The sequence below is a fragment of the Marivirga atlantica genome, assembly GCF_016734805.1.
GTDB lineage: Bacteria > Bacteroidota > Bacteroidia > Cytophagales > Cyclobacteriaceae > Marivirga > Marivirga atlantica.
This window is the reverse complement of sequence record NZ_JAERQG010000001.1, coordinates 207,708-224,337: the sequence shown is the minus strand read 5'-3', so window position 1 is coordinate 224,337 and position 16,630 is coordinate 207,708. Positions and strand designations below refer to the sequence as shown.

Annotated in this window: 18 protein-coding genes; 8 read left to right on the top strand and 10 right to left on the bottom strand. The window is 36.0% G+C overall.

Annotated features, from left to right (window positions below; all coding sequences use genetic code 11):
* Positions 1-2 precede the first annotated feature (2 nt).
* The 6 genes from JKP34_RS01105 to JKP34_RS01080 all read right to left on the bottom strand — a co-directional run bounded on the left by JKP34_RS01105 (position 3) and on the right by JKP34_RS01080 (position 7,317).
* Positions 3-1,352 carry a peptidylprolyl isomerase gene (locus tag JKP34_RS01105; RefSeq protein ID WP_201916832.1) on the bottom strand — a complete coding sequence of 450 codons (1,350 nt, stop codon included), beginning with the start codon at positions 1,350-1,352 and terminating at the stop codon, positions 3-5.
* Positions 1,333-2,223: a peptidylprolyl isomerase gene (locus JKP34_RS01100; protein WP_201916830.1), complete on the bottom strand. Its 891-nt coding sequence runs from the start codon at positions 2,221-2,223 to the stop codon at positions 1,333-1,335. Before JKP34_RS01100 ends, JKP34_RS01105 begins: the two co-directional genes overlap by 20 nt.
* Positions 2,213-4,351, bottom strand: coding sequence for a peptidylprolyl isomerase (locus JKP34_RS01095; protein ID WP_201916828.1), 2,139 nt, complete (start codon positions 4,349-4,351; stop codon positions 2,213-2,215). Before JKP34_RS01095 ends, JKP34_RS01100 begins: the two co-directional genes overlap by 11 nt.
* A 78-nt stretch (positions 4,352-4,429) precedes the next feature.
* Positions 4,430-4,849 (bottom strand): ATP-binding protein, encoded by a 420-nt coding sequence (locus tag JKP34_RS01090; RefSeq protein WP_201916826.1) that lies wholly within the window; start codon positions 4,847-4,849, stop codon positions 4,430-4,432.
* Positions 4,833-5,186 (bottom strand): STAS domain-containing protein, encoded by a 354-nt coding sequence (locus JKP34_RS01085; protein WP_201916825.1) that lies wholly within the window; start codon positions 5,184-5,186, stop codon positions 4,833-4,835. The genes JKP34_RS01090 and JKP34_RS01085 overlap by 17 nt, the downstream gene beginning before the upstream one ends.
* Positions 5,187-5,229: 43 nt before the next feature.
* Positions 5,230-7,317: a PP2C family protein-serine/threonine phosphatase gene (locus JKP34_RS01080; RefSeq protein WP_201916823.1), complete on the bottom strand. Its 2,088-nt coding sequence runs from the start codon at positions 7,315-7,317 to the stop codon at positions 5,230-5,232.
* A 95-nt stretch (positions 7,318-7,412) separates the two neighbouring features.
* Here JKP34_RS01080 and JKP34_RS01075 point away from each other — a divergent pair, with 95 nt between their 5' ends.
* Positions 7,413-8,090, top strand: coding sequence for a septal ring lytic transglycosylase RlpA family protein (locus JKP34_RS01075; protein ID WP_201916821.1), 678 nt, complete (start codon positions 7,413-7,415; stop codon positions 8,088-8,090).
* A 30-nt stretch (positions 8,091-8,120) separates the two neighbouring features.
* Entirely contained in the window at positions 8,121-8,915 is a 795-nt protein-coding gene (locus JKP34_RS01070; RefSeq protein WP_201916819.1) for an SDR family oxidoreductase, read from the top strand.
* 98 nt (positions 8,916-9,013) lie between these two features.
* Here the strand turns inward: JKP34_RS01070 and metK are convergent, their stop codons facing one another.
* The 4 genes from metK to JKP34_RS01050 form a co-directional block, all read right to left on the bottom strand.
* Complete coding sequence (gene metK / locus JKP34_RS01065) at positions 9,014-10,270, bottom strand: methionine adenosyltransferase (RefSeq protein WP_201916817.1); 1,257 nt, start codon at positions 10,268-10,270, stop codon at positions 9,014-9,016.
* 78 nt (positions 10,271-10,348) lie between these two features.
* Positions 10,349-11,062, bottom strand: a complete 714-nt coding sequence (locus JKP34_RS01060; RefSeq protein ID WP_201916815.1) for an SAM-dependent methyltransferase — start codon at positions 11,060-11,062, stop codon at positions 10,349-10,351.
* Positions 11,063-11,066: 4 nt separating this feature from the next.
* Positions 11,067-11,831, bottom strand: coding sequence for an alpha/beta fold hydrolase (locus JKP34_RS01055; RefSeq protein ID WP_201916813.1), 765 nt, complete (start codon positions 11,829-11,831; stop codon positions 11,067-11,069).
* A 1-nt stretch (position 11,832) separates the two neighbouring features.
* Entirely contained in the window at positions 11,833-12,558 is a 726-nt protein-coding gene (locus tag JKP34_RS01050) for a pyridoxine 5'-phosphate synthase (RefSeq protein ID WP_201916811.1), read from the bottom strand.
* Positions 12,559-12,615: 57 nt separating this feature from the next.
* Between JKP34_RS01050 and JKP34_RS01045 the strand changes: the two genes are divergently transcribed.
* From JKP34_RS01045 to JKP34_RS01020, 6 genes are all read left to right on the top strand, one after another.
* Complete coding sequence (locus JKP34_RS01045; protein WP_201916808.1) at positions 12,616-13,065, top strand: GatB/YqeY domain-containing protein; 450 nt, start codon at positions 12,616-12,618, stop codon at positions 13,063-13,065.
* A complete protein-coding gene (locus JKP34_RS01040) occupies positions 13,065-13,589 on the top strand; it encodes a CvpA family protein (protein ID WP_201916806.1) in 525 nt (174 codons plus the stop codon). The genes JKP34_RS01045 and JKP34_RS01040 overlap by 1 nt, the downstream gene beginning before the upstream one ends.
* Entirely contained in the window at positions 13,590-14,180 is a 591-nt protein-coding gene (locus JKP34_RS01035) for an anthranilate synthase component II (RefSeq protein ID WP_201916804.1), read from the top strand.
* Positions 14,181-14,273: 93 nt separating this feature from the next.
* Entirely contained in the window at positions 14,274-15,044 is a 771-nt protein-coding gene (locus JKP34_RS01030; RefSeq protein ID WP_201919256.1) for an alpha/beta fold hydrolase, read from the top strand.
* Positions 15,044-15,703 (top strand): CBS domain-containing protein, encoded by a 660-nt coding sequence (locus JKP34_RS01025; RefSeq protein WP_236664856.1) that lies wholly within the window; start codon positions 15,044-15,046, stop codon positions 15,701-15,703. The genes JKP34_RS01030 and JKP34_RS01025 overlap by 1 nt, the downstream gene beginning before the upstream one ends.
* Positions 15,704-15,706: 3 nt before the next feature.
* Positions 15,707-16,582, top strand: coding sequence for an NAD kinase (locus JKP34_RS01020; protein ID WP_201916802.1), 876 nt, complete (start codon positions 15,707-15,709; stop codon positions 16,580-16,582).
* Positions 16,583-16,630: the final 48 nt, after the last annotated feature.

Genomic DNA, 16,630 nt, shown 5'->3' with positions numbered 1-16,630 from the left:
ACTTAGTTATTCAGTATCTGGCAGTCTTGGTAGGCTTCATCAATTGTGATGTAAACTTCATCCTGTGCCTCCCTAAACCATTTGTCTAAAACTTCACTACGTTTTTTGTTTAGCGCAGCCTGTTTTATTCTTTGGTAGTCTAACTCAAGACTTGCCTGATGCGGTCTTATTCTGTCTTTGTAATATAAGATTCTAACCGCATCGGAACCATCTTGTTTAGTAAATGTAATCGGTTTAGTAATGCTTCCAATTTGCATAGTATCTATGGTAAAGAAAACATTTGGCTCTAATTCTTCAACTGATATTTTGGTGCCTTGAGATTCAGGATCAAGGAAATAACCACCACTCGAAGAGGTGTTCATATCATCGGAATATTCTTTAGCAGCACTCTCAAAACTGATACTGTCAGCAAGGATCACAGTTCTTAAACTGTCTAGATAGTTAGTGGCTCTTGCCATATCTTGCTTAGTGAAACTAGGTCTAATAAGAATGTGCCTGGTGTTAAATTCATTACCTCTTCTATCAATCAATTCTATGATATGAAAACCGAAATCTGTTTCTACTGGCTTAGAAATTTCACCTTTCTTAAGCTTTAGCGCAGCCGCTTCATATTCCGGTGCTAACTGACCTCTTTTAAAGTAGCCTAAATTACCACCTGATTGCTTAGCACCAGGCTCCTGAGAGTATAGTTTAGCTATTTGGGAGAAGTCTTCACCTTCCAGAATTCGCTCTCTTAAACCATTTAGTCTTGCTTTAATACTAGCTTTCGCCTCACGACTCATTTCAGGATATTTAACAATTTGACCTACCTGTACCTGTGTTGAATAAAAGGGTAAACTATCTCGTGGTATGTTCTTGAAGAATTTCTGAACCTCTCTAGGGGTTACTTCAATATCAGATGTAATGGTTCGCTGCATTTCGCCCATTACCATTTGCTCTTTGATGTCACCTCTAATTTCTACTTTAAATTCATCTAGCGACTTGCCATAATATTCCTCAATTTTCTCTACTGAGCCAATTTGGTTAATCATTACGTTTAACCTACTATCCAATTGTGCATCTACCTGAGCATCAGGAACTACTACTGAATCAATTTCAGCTTTCGCCAAGAGAAGCTTATTAACAACCAAGCCCTCCAATACATTACATTTGGAAGCATCGTTTTTATTATTACCTCTTGAAAGGTATTCTCTGTAGGCTATTGCCAGATCCGATTCTAAGATGATATAATTATCAACCTTAGCAATAATCTCATCAACAACTTGCTGCTTTTGAGAGTAGGCTGATGAAATAAAAAAAGAAGAAATTAATACTGCTAAAAAGATTAATGTTCTATTGGGCGTAAATCTCATATTTTTCTGACTTTGTGGCCTTTTTGAAAACGTTCTCTTCAAGTTCGTTGGCAAGGGCCACTTTTCTCTTATTTAAAATTATTTGTTCAATGTCATTTCTGACGAACTCCAACGGTGAAATCTGATCAGATATTTTGTATTCCTTAATTTTAAGGAGGTATTTAAACTGCTCATCTTCCTCTTCCACATAGTTATTGGATTTAAGAAACTCCACTTTATTGGTTACACTTACAAATGGTGTATTTTTAATAACCTCATCAAAATTTATCCAAATTGAATCTTCAAGAAAGTAGGTGTCTGCAAAACGGAAGCAGTATGATTTTAGCTCGGTGAAATCATCTTTCTTTTTTGAATTAACAAGTTTTTCTAAACGATTTAGCTTTGGTGCATCTTTAGTTATTTTAATAAAATAGCCACGAATAATATTCTGTTTCAATTCAAAATTATCCTTGTTTTCCTCATAATAATTTTGAATTTCTTTACTACTGATAGCGGTATCTAAATGCTGATCAACATAAAACTTTTTGTATTCATGAACCATGAGTGCATAGCGATAATCAAGTACCTTCCTGTCAATAGAGGGTAAATCAAAATTGATTTGCTCGGAAGCCTCAGAAATTAGCAGTTGTTTCCGTACCCAAGAATTAACGTATCGGTTCATTAGGTTGGCGCTGTCAGCAGATGAAGCATCTTTATTGACAATACCCTTTAAATCATCTAAATATAGTGTTGAATTACCAACTGTAGCTACAACCACACGCTCCTCTTCTTCCTCTTCTTCCGTAAATTGTTTAAGGTTTATATACTCACAACCTGAAAGTACTATAAGGGCTATAGCTATTAGTATATTATGGTAATGCTTATTCTTCAATCTGATTTTTTACTTTCTTTAATACTGCTTGATTAACTACAACTGAATTTTCTGCTTTTAATTGCTTAATCCACTCTCTTTCAAGATACTCCTGGTAGTCGTTTATCAACTCAGATTTGGCATCTTTATAACTTAAAGGTTTAGCGTCAAAAAACTGATAAACATTAATTAGTTGAAACTGATTTTCATCTTCTTTTAAAATTGATTCTCCGGCTTTTACTGAAGCTTCATTTCCAAGCAAATTAGCTACCTCAAACATTCCATTTTCAACCTGAAGTATAGATTCATATTCTTCACTAAGAATGTCAGATGCTGGGCAAAACAACTGCAAATATACTTCTTTTTTATCGGAATAAGATGGTTCCAGTGGAATGATGTACTTGCTAAAATCCTTCAATTGTTCCACAATATTTGTTAATGTTTTCTCATCTTCACCATTAGGGATAGTAAGCTTAGCATAAACTGGAGTTGTGTATCCTTTGAGGTAGCTCAGTTCTTTTTTGTTTAGGGTCTCAAAATTAAGTGCTTTGGTAAGTGCATAAAGACTATCATAAACTGTTTCTTTCAAACTAGTGACATTACTTGTATCAGCTAATAGGAATACGTCAGCTTCAATTTTTGGAGCACTGTAGTAGTCATTTTTGTTAGCAGTATAATAACTTTTCATACCCACAGTATCGGTACTGATTTTATCCCAAACTTTTCTGCTCATTATTTCAAACAGTAAAAGCCCATCTCTGTATTCAGAGGCCAATAACCTATATTCAGGATATTTGTCAGCAAGGTGTTCATCTTCGTAATCCAAAATGGCCTTTTCTTCAAATGCCTTAACAGCCGTTTCAAAATTTCTGATTCTCTTTTGTGAATCAAGAAACTCCTGAACAGTGTGAACTTCGCCATTTATGGTGAAAATAGTTTGTGGTTTTAAGTTTTCAGGAATATTAGCCTCCTCATAGCTTTCCTGTGAGCGAAGCTGAACATATACACCTTCATTTTTCTGAAAATTATTTTCCTTTTTAAGTTTCTCTATAATTTCAGAGACTTTCAAGGCAGATCTCTGATCGCGTTGAATTCTTCTAACGAGGCTTTCACGCATGTTTTCCATGCTTCCTATTCCTCTTTTTTCTTCCAGTTTAATGATATGCCAGCCGAAAGGGGTTTTAACAGGAGATGAAATCTGATCGGGTTGAGATAATTTGAAAGCTGCGTCCTCCATTTTTTTAGGTAAGCTGCCAATACCAAACCATGGTAAACTACCGCCATTATCCTTAGTATTTAAATCTTCTGAATATTTTGTGGCTGCTGCAAACCAGGGCTCTCCTTCCATTAACTCGCCATGAATTTCATATATTCTTTTCTTCACAGCTAATGAATCGGCAGTAGTGCCATTTGGTGGAAAACGTAATAAAATATGAGATATCTTTATTCTGCCAGAGGTTTCGCGTTTATCATTCACTTTAATCAAGTGATAACCAAACCTTGTTCTTACAATGTCTGAAATAGAATCTTTTGGCGTGTTAAAAGCAGCTGATTCGAAAGGATAAACCATCTGAAACGCAGTAAACCAACCTAAATTACCCTGATTCTGCTTTGCAGAAGGATCTTCAGAATATTCTTCAGCCAGTTTGCTGAATGATTGCCCTGCCAGGTATTTCTGACGGATTTCTTTAATTTTTTGATAAGCTTTAAGTGTATCTTCCGGTGATGGGTTTTCATCAAGTCTCACCAAAATATGAGATGCATTAATTTCTTGCTGCAGTCTGTTATACGTTTCTTCTAAAAGAGCTTCATTAACTTTTTCAGTAACCAGATAAGGCTTTTTAACATCTTTTAGGTATCCGGCAAGCTCATTCTGGTATGAGGGCAGAGTGTCAATACCGGCTTTTTTGGCATCTTCAACCTTTAGTTTAAAGTTGATGTACAGGTCGAGGTATTCTTCAATAGGTTCACGCTCCCCTTTATTCTTCGCACTCTTTTTATAGGCATATATGAACTCGTCAGGGTATACCTTGGTATTATTTACAGTAAACAGGGGCTCTTTTAATTCCTTACTATTTTGCTTGGTGTTTTTTGATACCTGGCACGACACAAATAATACAAGCAGTGTCAGCAATGAAAATTGGCGCATATGTCTATTGATTTTTCGATGCGCAAGTTATGTAATTGAAGGTAAATGGGAAAGATTAAGCGCCTTGAATGCTTAAAATTAACTGTTTCTTGAAAAGGTTTTGTACAGTATGCACTTATTTGAGTTTTTCTGAGAGAGAAATTCTACCTTATCCATAATCCGATTAACGAGCATAAGGCCAATTCCTCCTTTGCGTTTTTCACGAACTACCTGCTCAATGGTTGGCTCCTGATATTTACTAAAATCAAATTCAACTCCATTATCAGTTATCTCGAAGGTAACCCCATCATCATTAACTAATACTTCTAAATTGATAGATTCCTGAGCATTGCACGCGTTGGAGTGGATAATTAGGTTGGCACATACTTCATCCACGGCCAGCACAAGCTGGTTTATTTCTACCTCATCTGTAGTATAAGATTGGAGTTTATCGCTAACGAAATCTCTAATCTCTTTTAATCTGGTTTTTTCGCAATATACCTTAAGATTGAACTTCATGTAATTTCTCCTTCGCTGCTTCTTTGTCTTTAGTGATGTTCAACAATTGGTCAAGTCCTAAAATTTGAAACACATTAAAAACCTTATTGCTAAGTCCGAAAATGATGAGTTGTATGTCCTTAGACTTAAAAACATCTATATACGACATAAATACGCCTAAACCCGCAGAAGATATGTAGTCTAATTTACTACCATCTACTAAAATGGCTTTAATATCGTCACCATCCGCTAGTTTTGTAAGAGCCTCATCTAAATGTATGCTTGAACTTGCATCCACATCACCCTCAACAATCAGGTAATCTATTTGCTCTTCTTTATAAGTTTCAATGTTTATCATTACTGTTTTATTACGTGCTAGTTTTCAGTAAGTTGAGTCAATGTTATAAAAATCTTATTATTAATAGCGTATAATCGTCATCCAGCTCTTTTGACTCGGCAAAATCCGTTAATCTGTCTATTAAAACTTTTTTAATTTCTTTAGGGCTTCTGCCGGCATTAACCTCAATAGTGCTGCATAACCTTTCATAGCCAAATTCTTCTCCACTCTTATTCTTAGCCTCAATTATGCCATCTGTATAGAGGATAAGCATGTCATTAGGCTTGTAAGAAATTTGCTTCAACTCAATGTATTTTTCAAAACTTGCATCTCTCACAATACCTAGTCCAAGCCCTTTGTTTTTAAAATAGCTGGCTTTCTTTTCACTGCTATCATAAAAAAGTGCCGGGCAATGTCCAGCTCTTGATAGGCATATCTTTCTTTCCTTTGTATTGATGTTATAATAAGCCGCAGTTATAAAGCTGGTTTTATCCAGACAGGAGGCTAGCGCCTGATTAGCTTTATTTAGGAAACTTTTAGGATCGAGTCCGAGCTGAACAAGGCTGTGAAATACACCTTTCATCTGTGACATATGGAAAGCTGCTGATGTACCCTTCCCTGAAACATCACCTATAATTACGGCTACTTCATCTTCATTTAAACGATAATAATCGTAGTAGTCACCCCCTACTTCATCAGCTGACGTGTAAAAGGCGAACATTTCTAACTTATCGTCTTGTATAAGTTCACTAGGCAGAAGGCTTTTTTGAACTTTAGAAGCAATTTTTAACTCTTCCCGATAGCGCTCATTCTCTAAAGCTTCAGTGAGCAGTTCGAAATTTTCAATTGAGATACATGCCTGATTTACAAAAGAGCTAATAATATCAAACATCTCTCTATTGAAACCATCAGAAACATCTTTCAACAAAGTCAAACTTCCAATTTCTTCATCTTTCACTATTAGAGGCATCACCATTACTGATGAAAATGTAGGATCATTGATATTGCTGATAAGCTTACTCTGGATAAAATCCTTTTTATAACCAGCAGCCTTTTGCTTATTCAGGTAGGCATAAATGCCACTTTCCATTATGCTGTTTTTGGCCTGAATTATCTCATTATCTTCAATATTAGATTTCAGTACTTTTTTTCTTGTTTCGATAACACCTTCCTCATTTTCATAGGTTTCCGATATCTCTAGCCAGGCACTTGCTGAAAATACAGCATTAGTTGAACTGTCAAGAAGGGTCTCGTATACCTGATCTTTATTTTCACCTTTTTGGATAGATTGACTCAACTTTTGAAAGTTGAGCACCTCACTTATTTTTTGTTCAAAAACAGATGAGGTAGGCAAGTTGAATAATATGACAAGAATAGAGATTAAGGCGTAAACTGAAATGAAGCCAACTATTGAAAGGATAAATACGCTTTCAAGTAAGTTTAGCACCAGGCTAAATTCTTGAGCAAAATTAAAGAGGTTGTTTACAAAATAGTAAAGGTATAATAGCACCAACGAGAGTAATAAAATACTCCTCCACTTTTGTTTAAAGTTTAGATAGGCTATCCATTTAAGGTTAAAAGATAGGATGAGTCCGAAAATAAAAAAGCCTCCTAAAATCCCTGTAAATACCCATTGCTGAAAGGCACTATCAAAGAAACTAAATAATAAACTGGCTAGCAGCCCATACTCGAAAAACTGCCATGCAAACTGCAAACGCTTATTCTTTTGATAGAGAATTAGCCTTTTCCAGGTTATAAATGTTGAGATCAGAAATATAACAATGGCTCCTAAATTAATGTGGTAGAAGAAGTTTACTGCCAGTTCATTCTTTAAAAGCTTGCTATCTGATAAAAGGTAAAATAAAAGCCCTATTACCAACTGGATTATGGAAACCATTAATCCGATCGAAAATACGCGCCAGAGCAGATCAATAAAATTAATACTTTCTGCTTTTTGAGTTTTTAACCTGAAATAAAGAAATATGAAAAGAATAAATAAGGTTAAAAACAGAAAAGGAATTTCTCTTGTAATCCCAGCATTTACATTGCTCTGTTGGGCAAACAGCAAGAACAAATCAGAAGCTATTAATGCTAGCCAACATAAAATGGCGAAGAGAACGGCTAGTCTGATGAGTGCTTTTGTTGATATCAAGATTACTTAATTAGATCCGCAAATTAAGAGATAATTAATTATTGTGAAAATAAGGATTAGTACATTAATTTCATGTGTTGCTAAACCCAAACATTATGATGCATAAATTACTATTTACGGTATTATCCTTATTCATACTTCAAACCGCACTTTTAGCTCAAAAACAGACCGGAACAGCATCATACTATGCTGATAAGTTTGAAGGCAAGCAAACGGCTAGTGGAGAAAAATATAAACATAAAAAACTAACAGCTGCCCATAAAATACTTCCTTTTGGTACAATTGTAAGAGTTAAAAATTTAAAAAATGGAAATACGGTAGATGTTAGAATAAATGATAGAGGTCCTTTTGTTGAAGGTAGAGTAATTGATTTGTCTCGTTTTGCTGCCGAACAGCTTAAGTTTACAGCACAAGGATTAACAGAAGTTGAAATTGAAGTGATTGATGCAGGTGATGGAAGAAACTCAGCCGCACCTTTTCAAGTAGACAGGACTGTAGCCAGCGACACCTACTTTTCCATGAAAGTAGAGCGAGAAGAACCTAAGGGATATGGTGTGCAAATAGCAAGTTTTCAAAATCTTGACAATGTGCTAAGGTTATCAGAGAATTTAAAGAAATCATATGGTGAAGTACCAATAGTGGAAGTGAAGAACCTTAACGGCCAAAAGGTTTATGCCATTATTATTGGGGACTTAAAAAGCAGAAAGAAGGCGGATGATCTTAAGCTCGAAATCAACGATAGATTTCCCGATGCCTTTGTAGTTACTTATTAAGTTACTGTTTATTCTTAGTTTTACGATTCTATGACACAAATAAAAAATAAAGTTGCCTGGGTAACAGGTGCAAGTTCCGGAATAGGGGAAGCACTTGCAAAGGAGTTATCAAAACAAGGTGCTAAAGTTATAATCTCAGCCAGAAGAGAAGAAGCCTTAGAAAAAGTAAAAGCAAGCTGTACAAATCCTGATAATGTAGCTGTCCTTACTTTAGATTTGATGGACATTGACTCTTTTGAATCTAAGGTAAAAGAGGCACTATCATTTTTTGGAGCTATAGATATACTTTATAATAATGGTGGCATCAGCCAAAGGAGTATGGCTATGGAAACATCCTTAGAGGTTGACAGGCGCATCATGGAAATTGATTATTTTGGAACCATTGCACTCACTAAGGCTGTGCTTCCTCATATGATCGAACAGCAGTCGGGTCATGTGATAACAACTAGTAGTTTAGTTGGTAAATTTGGTAGCCCGTGGCGCTCTTCTTACGCTGCTGCCAAGCATGCACTTCATGGCTTCTTTGATTCTATTAGAACAGAGCTCTATAATGATAATATCAAATTTACCATGGTATGTCCCGGCTTTATTAAAACTGAAATTTCAGTAAATGCTTTAGGTGCCGATGGGAAACCAACTGGTGAAATGGATAATGCCCAGGCAAATGGCATGCCGGCAAGCACTTGTGCAAAGCATATAGTTTCAGCTACCAGAAATGAAAAGCTGGAAGTTGTAATTGGCGGTACTGAAAAGTTTGGTGTGCTATTGAAAAGGTTTTTACCTGGAGTTTTTGCTAAAGTTATAAGGAAACGAAGTGTGAGGTAATTTTCAATTAACAATGATCAATTAACAAAAAGGCAGCGAAGAACTTTTATTTAACTTCTTCGCTGCCTTTAATTAATGTCTTGTAAAAAATTAATTGATTAGAGCTTGAAGGCTGCTTTCACCTTATCAACGTAGTCTAACTTTTCCCAGGTGAATAACTCCACTTCTTTCGTAATTTCATCACCATTGCTGGCAACAAATTTCTTTGTAACAGTTTGCGGCTCTCTACCCATATGACCGTATGCTGCAGATTCGCTATACATCGGGTTACGTAACTTTAATCGAGTTTCAATAGCGTAAGGGCGCATGTCAAATATCTCAGAAACCTTTTTAGCTATTTCACCATCTGTCATATCTACGTTGGCAGTGCCATTAGTAGATACAAATATCCCCATAGGCTCCACTACACCAATAGCATAAGATACTTGCACTAAAATTTCATCGGCAACTCCTGCAGCCACCAGGTTTTTAGCGATATGTCTGGTAGCATAAGCAGCTGATCTATCCACTTTCGATGGGTCTTTTCCTGAAAATGCACCACCACCATGAGCACCTTTGCCACCATATGTGTCTACAATAATCTTTCTTCCTGTTAATCCGGCATCACCATGAGGGCCTCCAATAACGAATTTACCTGTTGGGTTAATATGGTATTTAATGTCATCATTGAATAACTTCTGCAATTCAGGCTTCAACTGATTTTTAACTCTTGGTATTAATACATTGATGATGTCATGCTTAATTTTTTCAAGCATAGCGTTATCATCCTTGTCAAATGCATCATGCTGAGTTGAAACCACAATTGCATCAATTCTTTGCGGTACATTATCATCAGAATATTCAATGGTTACCTGCGCTTTGGCATCAGGTCTTAGGTAAGTTACCTCACTATTTTCTCTTCTGATAGCGGCTAACTCCATCAATATCTTATGAGATAAATCTAGTGCAAGGGGCATATAGTTTTCGGTTTCTTTAGTCGCATAACCGAACATCATGCCTTGATCGCCAGCACCTTGCTCTTCAGGGTTCTCTCTGTCAACGCCCTGATTAATATCTTGTGATTGTTCGTGTATGGTAGATATAACTCCGCAAGAGTTACCATCAAACATGTATTCACCCTTGGTATAGCCAATTCTGTTAATTACTTCTCTGGCAACTTGCTGCACATCAACATAAGAGTTGCTTCTTACTTCTCCACTTAAAACAGTTAAACCAGTAGTCACCAATGTTTCACAAGCTACCTTTGATTTGCTGTCAAATGCGATGAAATGATCTAGAAGTGCATCAGATATCTGATCTGCTACTTTATCTGGGTGTCCTTCTGAAACTGACTCTGAAGTAAATAAATATGGCATAATTGAAATTTTAAAACTGGCTGCAAATTTAGCCTACTAAATAGATATTTTAAATTAATTGTTTAATAATAATTAAACTCAATGGTTTCCGATAAGGAAAATGCATGGTATTTTATGGAGATCAGGTTTGTTCTTGCTCCAACTATGTATAGTCTGAGTTTTTATCATTTCATCTTTTCCTGTGATATTTTTGGCTATGCACAGCAAATCATTTTTACCAAGCACCTTAATCAAATCCTCCAAAAGCGGATTATTTCTGTAAGGTGTTTCCATAAAAATTTGTGTTTGACCGCTTTTCCTTAAATTTTCAGATAACGTTCTGATTGCCTCGTGTTTTTCTTTCTTATCAATTGGCAAATAGCCATGAAAAGCAAATGATTGTCCGCTGAAACCTGAGGCCATTAATGCCAAAAAGATGGATGATGGGCCAACAAGAGGAATAACTTCTATACCTTTTGCATGCGCATAAGCAACAGCCCTTGCACCAGGGTCAGCTATACCCGGGCAGCCTGCTTCAGACATGACACCTATATCTTTACCTTGAAAAATAGGCTGCATCAAAGTATTAATCTGCTCTGCGTTTGTTTTTTTACTAAGCTCCTGAAAGTTGAGTTCCTGAATAGGCTTACTCATTTTCATGGCGCTCAAACATCTTCTGGCAGTTCTGATATTTTCTGCCAAGAAGTAATCTATTGAATCGCAGATGGTTTTCAAATCTGGTGGTAATACCAGGTTTTCGGTTTCAGCTGCTATTACAGTAGGTATTAGAAATAGCTTCCCTTGTTTTGCCATTTTATTATCTCAAGAAGTCTTCAATGATAGATAGAAATTCCTCTGGCTTTTCAGCATGAATCCAGTGACCAGCGCCTTCAACCATTTCTATTTTAGCATTAGGGAAGAAGTTATTGATAGTAATGTAGTCTTCTTCTTTTATGTAATAAGAATTTTTACCTCCAACAAAAAGCACTGGTTTTTCTGTAGCTAATCTTTTTTCGAGCCCCTCGCTGATTTGCTCAATATTTTTATCAAGTACATCGAGATTAATCTTCCATGAATATTGCTTTTTGGCGTCTCTGTTTAGGTTCTTTAACAAAAACTGTCTAACACCCAATTCAGGTACATATTCCGATAATTGCTTGTCAGCATCGCTTCTGGTTTTTACAGCATCTAAATCTATACTTTTTAAACCTTCCAAAATTTGATCATGATGGACAGGATAAGCTTTTGGAGCAATGTCAACCACAATTAATTTATCAAATAAATCAGGATGTGTAACGGCAAAATACATAGCAGTTTTACCACCCATAGAATGCCCCATTATATGAGGATTTTCAATCTTATGCTGTTTAATAAAATCGGCTAGATCTTGAGCCATAGCCTTATAAGAGTGCTCGTCAGAGTGTGGTGAATCACCATGGTTACGTTGGTCAACAATATATACTTTGTATTCTTCTGATAATTTTCTGCCAATTGTTAGCCAGTTGTCAGAAGAGCCAAAAAGTCCGTGAAGTATAATCAAAGATTTTGATCCTTCGCCAAGCTCTTTATAATTCAATTCCATATTATTTAGTCTTTTCTCTTAACTGTCTTAAATAAAGTTGTATCGTATTTTCAAGGCCATAATAGAGCGCATCGGAAATCAATGCATGCCCTATCGATACTTCATCAAGCTTCGGTAGCTGCTCTTTCAAATAAGCTATGTTTTCCAAACTTAGATCATGTCCTGCATTTATACCCAAACCCAATTTTGAAGCAATTTTGGATGCCTCGGCAAAAGCCTTTACGGCCTGCTCTTTATTTGTAGCGTATTCAGAAGCATAAGGTTCTGTATATAGTTCAATTCTATCTGTACCTAATTCGGCTGCCTTTTCTATTAGCTTAATATCAGGTTCAATAAATATGGAGACTCTTATTCCCATTGCTTTAATTTCCTGACATATGTCCTTGAGTAGATCAAAGTTTTTGACCGTATCCCAGCCAGCATTAGAAGTAAGCACATTAGGCGGGTCAGGTACTAAGGTAGCTTGCTCAGGATGCACATCATCCAGCAATTTCATAAACCTGTCGTCAGGATAACCTTCAATATTATACTCAGTGGTTACCACCTTCTTCAGGTCATAAACATCCTTGGTAGTTATGTGCCTTTCATCTGGCCTTGGATGAATGGTGATGCCCTGTGCACCGAACCTTTCACAATCTTTCGCTACCTGAACAACGTTAGGATTATCTCCACCACGCGCATTTCTTAATGTGGCAATCTTATTTATATTGACACTTAGTCTTGTCATAAAATTATTTTTATTATGATAACTTTGTGCGCAAGTTAATGATTTAAAAAATTTACAATGAGCTTAAAGGAACAAATAGACAACGATATTAAAGAAGCAATGAAGGCTAAAGACAAAGAGCAGTTAACCGCTTTGAGGTCTATTAAGTCATTAATATTATTAGCTGAATCCGAAAAAGGAGGTAGAGAAGGTATGAATGAAGATGCTGAAATGAAGCTTTTGATGAAGGCAGCTAAACAAAGAAAAGAAAGTGCGGAGACCTATCAAGCAAACGGCAGACAGGAGTTAGCAGATAAAGAATTAGCTGAATTACAGGTGATCGAAAAATATCTTCCAAAGCAGATGAGCGATGAAGAGTTAGAGGCTGCTTTAAAGCAAATAATAGAAAAAGTAGGAGCAAGCGGACCATCTGACATGGGGAAAGTTATGGGGGCAGCCACTAAAGAGTTAGCTGGTAAGGCAGATGGAAAAGCTATTTCTGCTAAAGTAAAGTCACTGCTTAATTAGTGAAAACACTAGATATTATTTTACTAATCCCCCTTATCTTCGGAGCATACCTTGGCTATAAAAAGGGTTTGCTTCTGGAGATTGTATCTCTATTTGCTTTTATACTCGCCATAATAGGAGCCTTTAAACTGGTTGATTTGGGGGAAGAATTATTAAGGCCTTATTTACCTGATTGGGAAAAGGCACTGCCTATTGTTTCTTTTATCCTGCTTTTTGTGGCTATTCTACTGCTCGTAAATATGATAGGCAAAATCACCAAGAAAATACTAGACATGACCTTACTGGGCGGGCTGGATAATTTTGCCGGAGCGGTTTTAGGACTATTAAAGTGGGCCTTTGGGGTTAGTTTGGTGCTTTGGTTGGCACAGTCTGTTGAAATAGGCGTTTCTGAAGAGATGACTAAAGAGACACATATTTACCCAATTGTAGCTTCTATTGCCCCTTTTGTGGTGGAATCATTTGCAGAATATTTGCCGTTTATTCAAGAGGTTTTTGATAACCTTAAGGAAAAGTTTATTAGCTAAATGCTGCTTATTATTGATAATTATGATTCATTTACCTTTAATCTGGTCGATTATTTTGAGCAGCTGGGAGAAGAATGTGTTGTGGTTAAAAATGATACTTCAATCGCTGATATTCCGGATTTGGATTTTAAAGCTCTTGTGTTGAGTCCCGGCCCTGGAAAACCGGATGAAGCCGGATATTTGTTAGATTACATAAAACACTATAAGAATAAACTTCCAATTTTGGGAATATGCCTTGGACATCAGGCTATTGCACAGCACTTTGGTTATGAGGTACATAAGGCAATAAAGCCTATGCATGGAAAAATCTCTAATGTTTTTTCAATATTAAGTGATAGAATTTTTGATAAATTACCTTCAACCTGGCAGGTTGTAAGATACCATTCTCTGGTTGTTTCATGTGCAGGAGAAGGTGAACTAATTGCTTTAGCCGAAACAGCAGAAGGAGAAAATATGATGCTAAAACACAAAGAATTAGCTATCTATGGTATTCAATACCATCCTGAAGCTGCTCTTACCCAACATGGATTGTTAATTTTAGAAAATTGGCTAAGATTAGTTGAAAGAGAAGTAGCCATCGAGCTGGCCTAATATTCGGAATAGAAACTATTTTAATATATTTAACATTTAATACATTGTTCCGTTTCCTGAATAGAGCATCTGTTTCAGGAGGAATAGAAACTTATTAGCATGAAAATTCATAAAAAAGGAGAATATAGTTTTATCGATGAGGGTCAGGGAGAACCATTAGTATTATTACATGGGTTGTTCGGTGCACTTAGTAACTGGGAGAGCGTAGTAGGAAAATTTTCTCAGGAATATAGAGTGCTCATCCCTTTGCTACCAATTTATGAAATGCCAATTAAAAAGGCAGGGCTTGATGCACTTACTGATTTTACCGAAGGCTTTGTTGATATGATGGGCCTTGATCAAATGACTTTAATAGGAAATTCTCTTGGCGGGCACGTTGCTTTGATATACACCTTAAGACATCCGGAACAAATTAAAAGACTTGTACTCACAGGAAGTTCTGGCTTATTTGAAAATACTATGGGTGGTTCTTTCCCAAAAAGAGGAAGTTATGATTATATTAAAGAAAGAGTAGCTTACACTTTCTATGATCCAAAAACGGCCACTAAAGAGTTAGTTGATGAAGTTTTTGAAACTACTAAAAGCATTCCAAAATGTATGCGTATTGTAGCCATTGCTAAGTCAGCTCAAAGACATAACATGGCTAAAGAAATAACAAAAATTAAAGCGCCTACTTTATTAGTTTGGGGACTTAACGATACTATCACCCCACCTATGGTAGCGCATGAGTTTGATAAATTAATACCTAATACCACGTTAAGGTTTATTGATAAATGTTGTCATGCGCCAATGATGGAAAAACCTGAGGAGTTTAATGAATATTTGGATACATTTTTAAAAAATGAAGCTATACTAGCTAACTAATGCTCGACCTAATAAACGATATGATTCCACCTTTAAAAGGGACCGATGATGCTGCTAAAGCACTCATATGGATGGAAGAATTACGTTTAGAGTATTTACCAGTAGTTGACAACCAAAAATTTCTAGGTTTTTTATCGGAAGGAGCTATTTTGGATGAAAACGATGCTTCAAAAACTGTTGGCGAATATTATCTGGATGGTAAAGAATGTTTCATTTTGCAACATCAGCATATATATGATGCAGTTAAAAAAGCTACAGATTATGATTTTCAAAGTGTAGCAGTTTTAAATGATGATGGTACCTATAAAGGATTGCTCATTCTGTCTGATTTACTTTCCGTTTTTTCGCAATCAGCATTCATTCAAAGTTCTGGCGGTATAATTGTATTATCAATTAATCAATTAGATTATTCGCTCAGTGAAATTAGTAGACTTATTGAGTCAAATGATGCACAAATACTTGGTTCCAGCATAAATGTTGATAAAAATGATTTTTCTAAATTCAGACTCACATTAAAAATTAATAGAGAAGATTTAACGCACATTATCGCCACTCTTGAAAGGTTTGATTATAAGGTTATTGCCAAATATCACGAAGCCGTTAACACAAGCAATGATAAAGAACGGCTAGATTTATTGATGCGTTATTTAGATGCTTGATATATGAAGATTGCACTCCACGGAAAAGTTTTTAATAAAGAAGTAGAGCCATATATTAAGAAAGTACTTGATTTTCTCCTTGCAGCAGATGCTGAATTGCGCATTTCAAATTTATCTATAAATAGTTTTATTGACACCTTCCCTGAGTGCGAAAAGTGCTCAAGTTTCGACAAAATCACCTCTTCCGATGACGTAGACTTCCTAATCAGTCTTGGTGGTGACGGAACTTTACTCGAGGCAGTTTCAATGGTTGGAAATGCTGAAATTCCAATTTTGGGCATTAATACCGGTAGGCTCGGGTTTCTGGCAACCACTCCAAAAGAAAAAATTGAGCAGGCTTTAACGGATCTTTTAAATAGAAACTATAAAATAGATGCAAGAACTCTAATAAAAATGGAGTCAAACAGACCTATTTTTCAAGATATTGATTTTGCTTTAAATGAATTTGGTATCCTGAAGACCGATTCATCTTCTATGATTACAGTGCATACTTATGTAGATGGAGATTATCTTAATTCTTACTGGGCGGACGGTTTAATCGTTGCTACGCCTACGGGATCAACTGGCTATTCTTTAAGTTGTGGTGGTCCAATAGTTTTGCCACATTCTAACAATTTTATAATTACTCCTGTAAGTGCGCATAATTTAAATGTTCGCCCTCTTATCGTTTCAGATCAGAGCGAAATTACCTTTAAAATAGAAAGTAGAAGCAACAAGTTTCTTGTATCCCTCGATTCAAAATCGGAGTCTGTCGATAATGATGTAAAGTTGACCGTAAGAAAGGAGGATTTTCAAGCAAAACTTGTTACGTTTAGTTATTCTAATTACTTCGATACATTAAGGCAAAAATTAAACTGGGGATTGGATTTAAGGAATTGATTTTCATTTAATTAAAATATTTGTCTTATTTTTGAGGTTTAATATCGA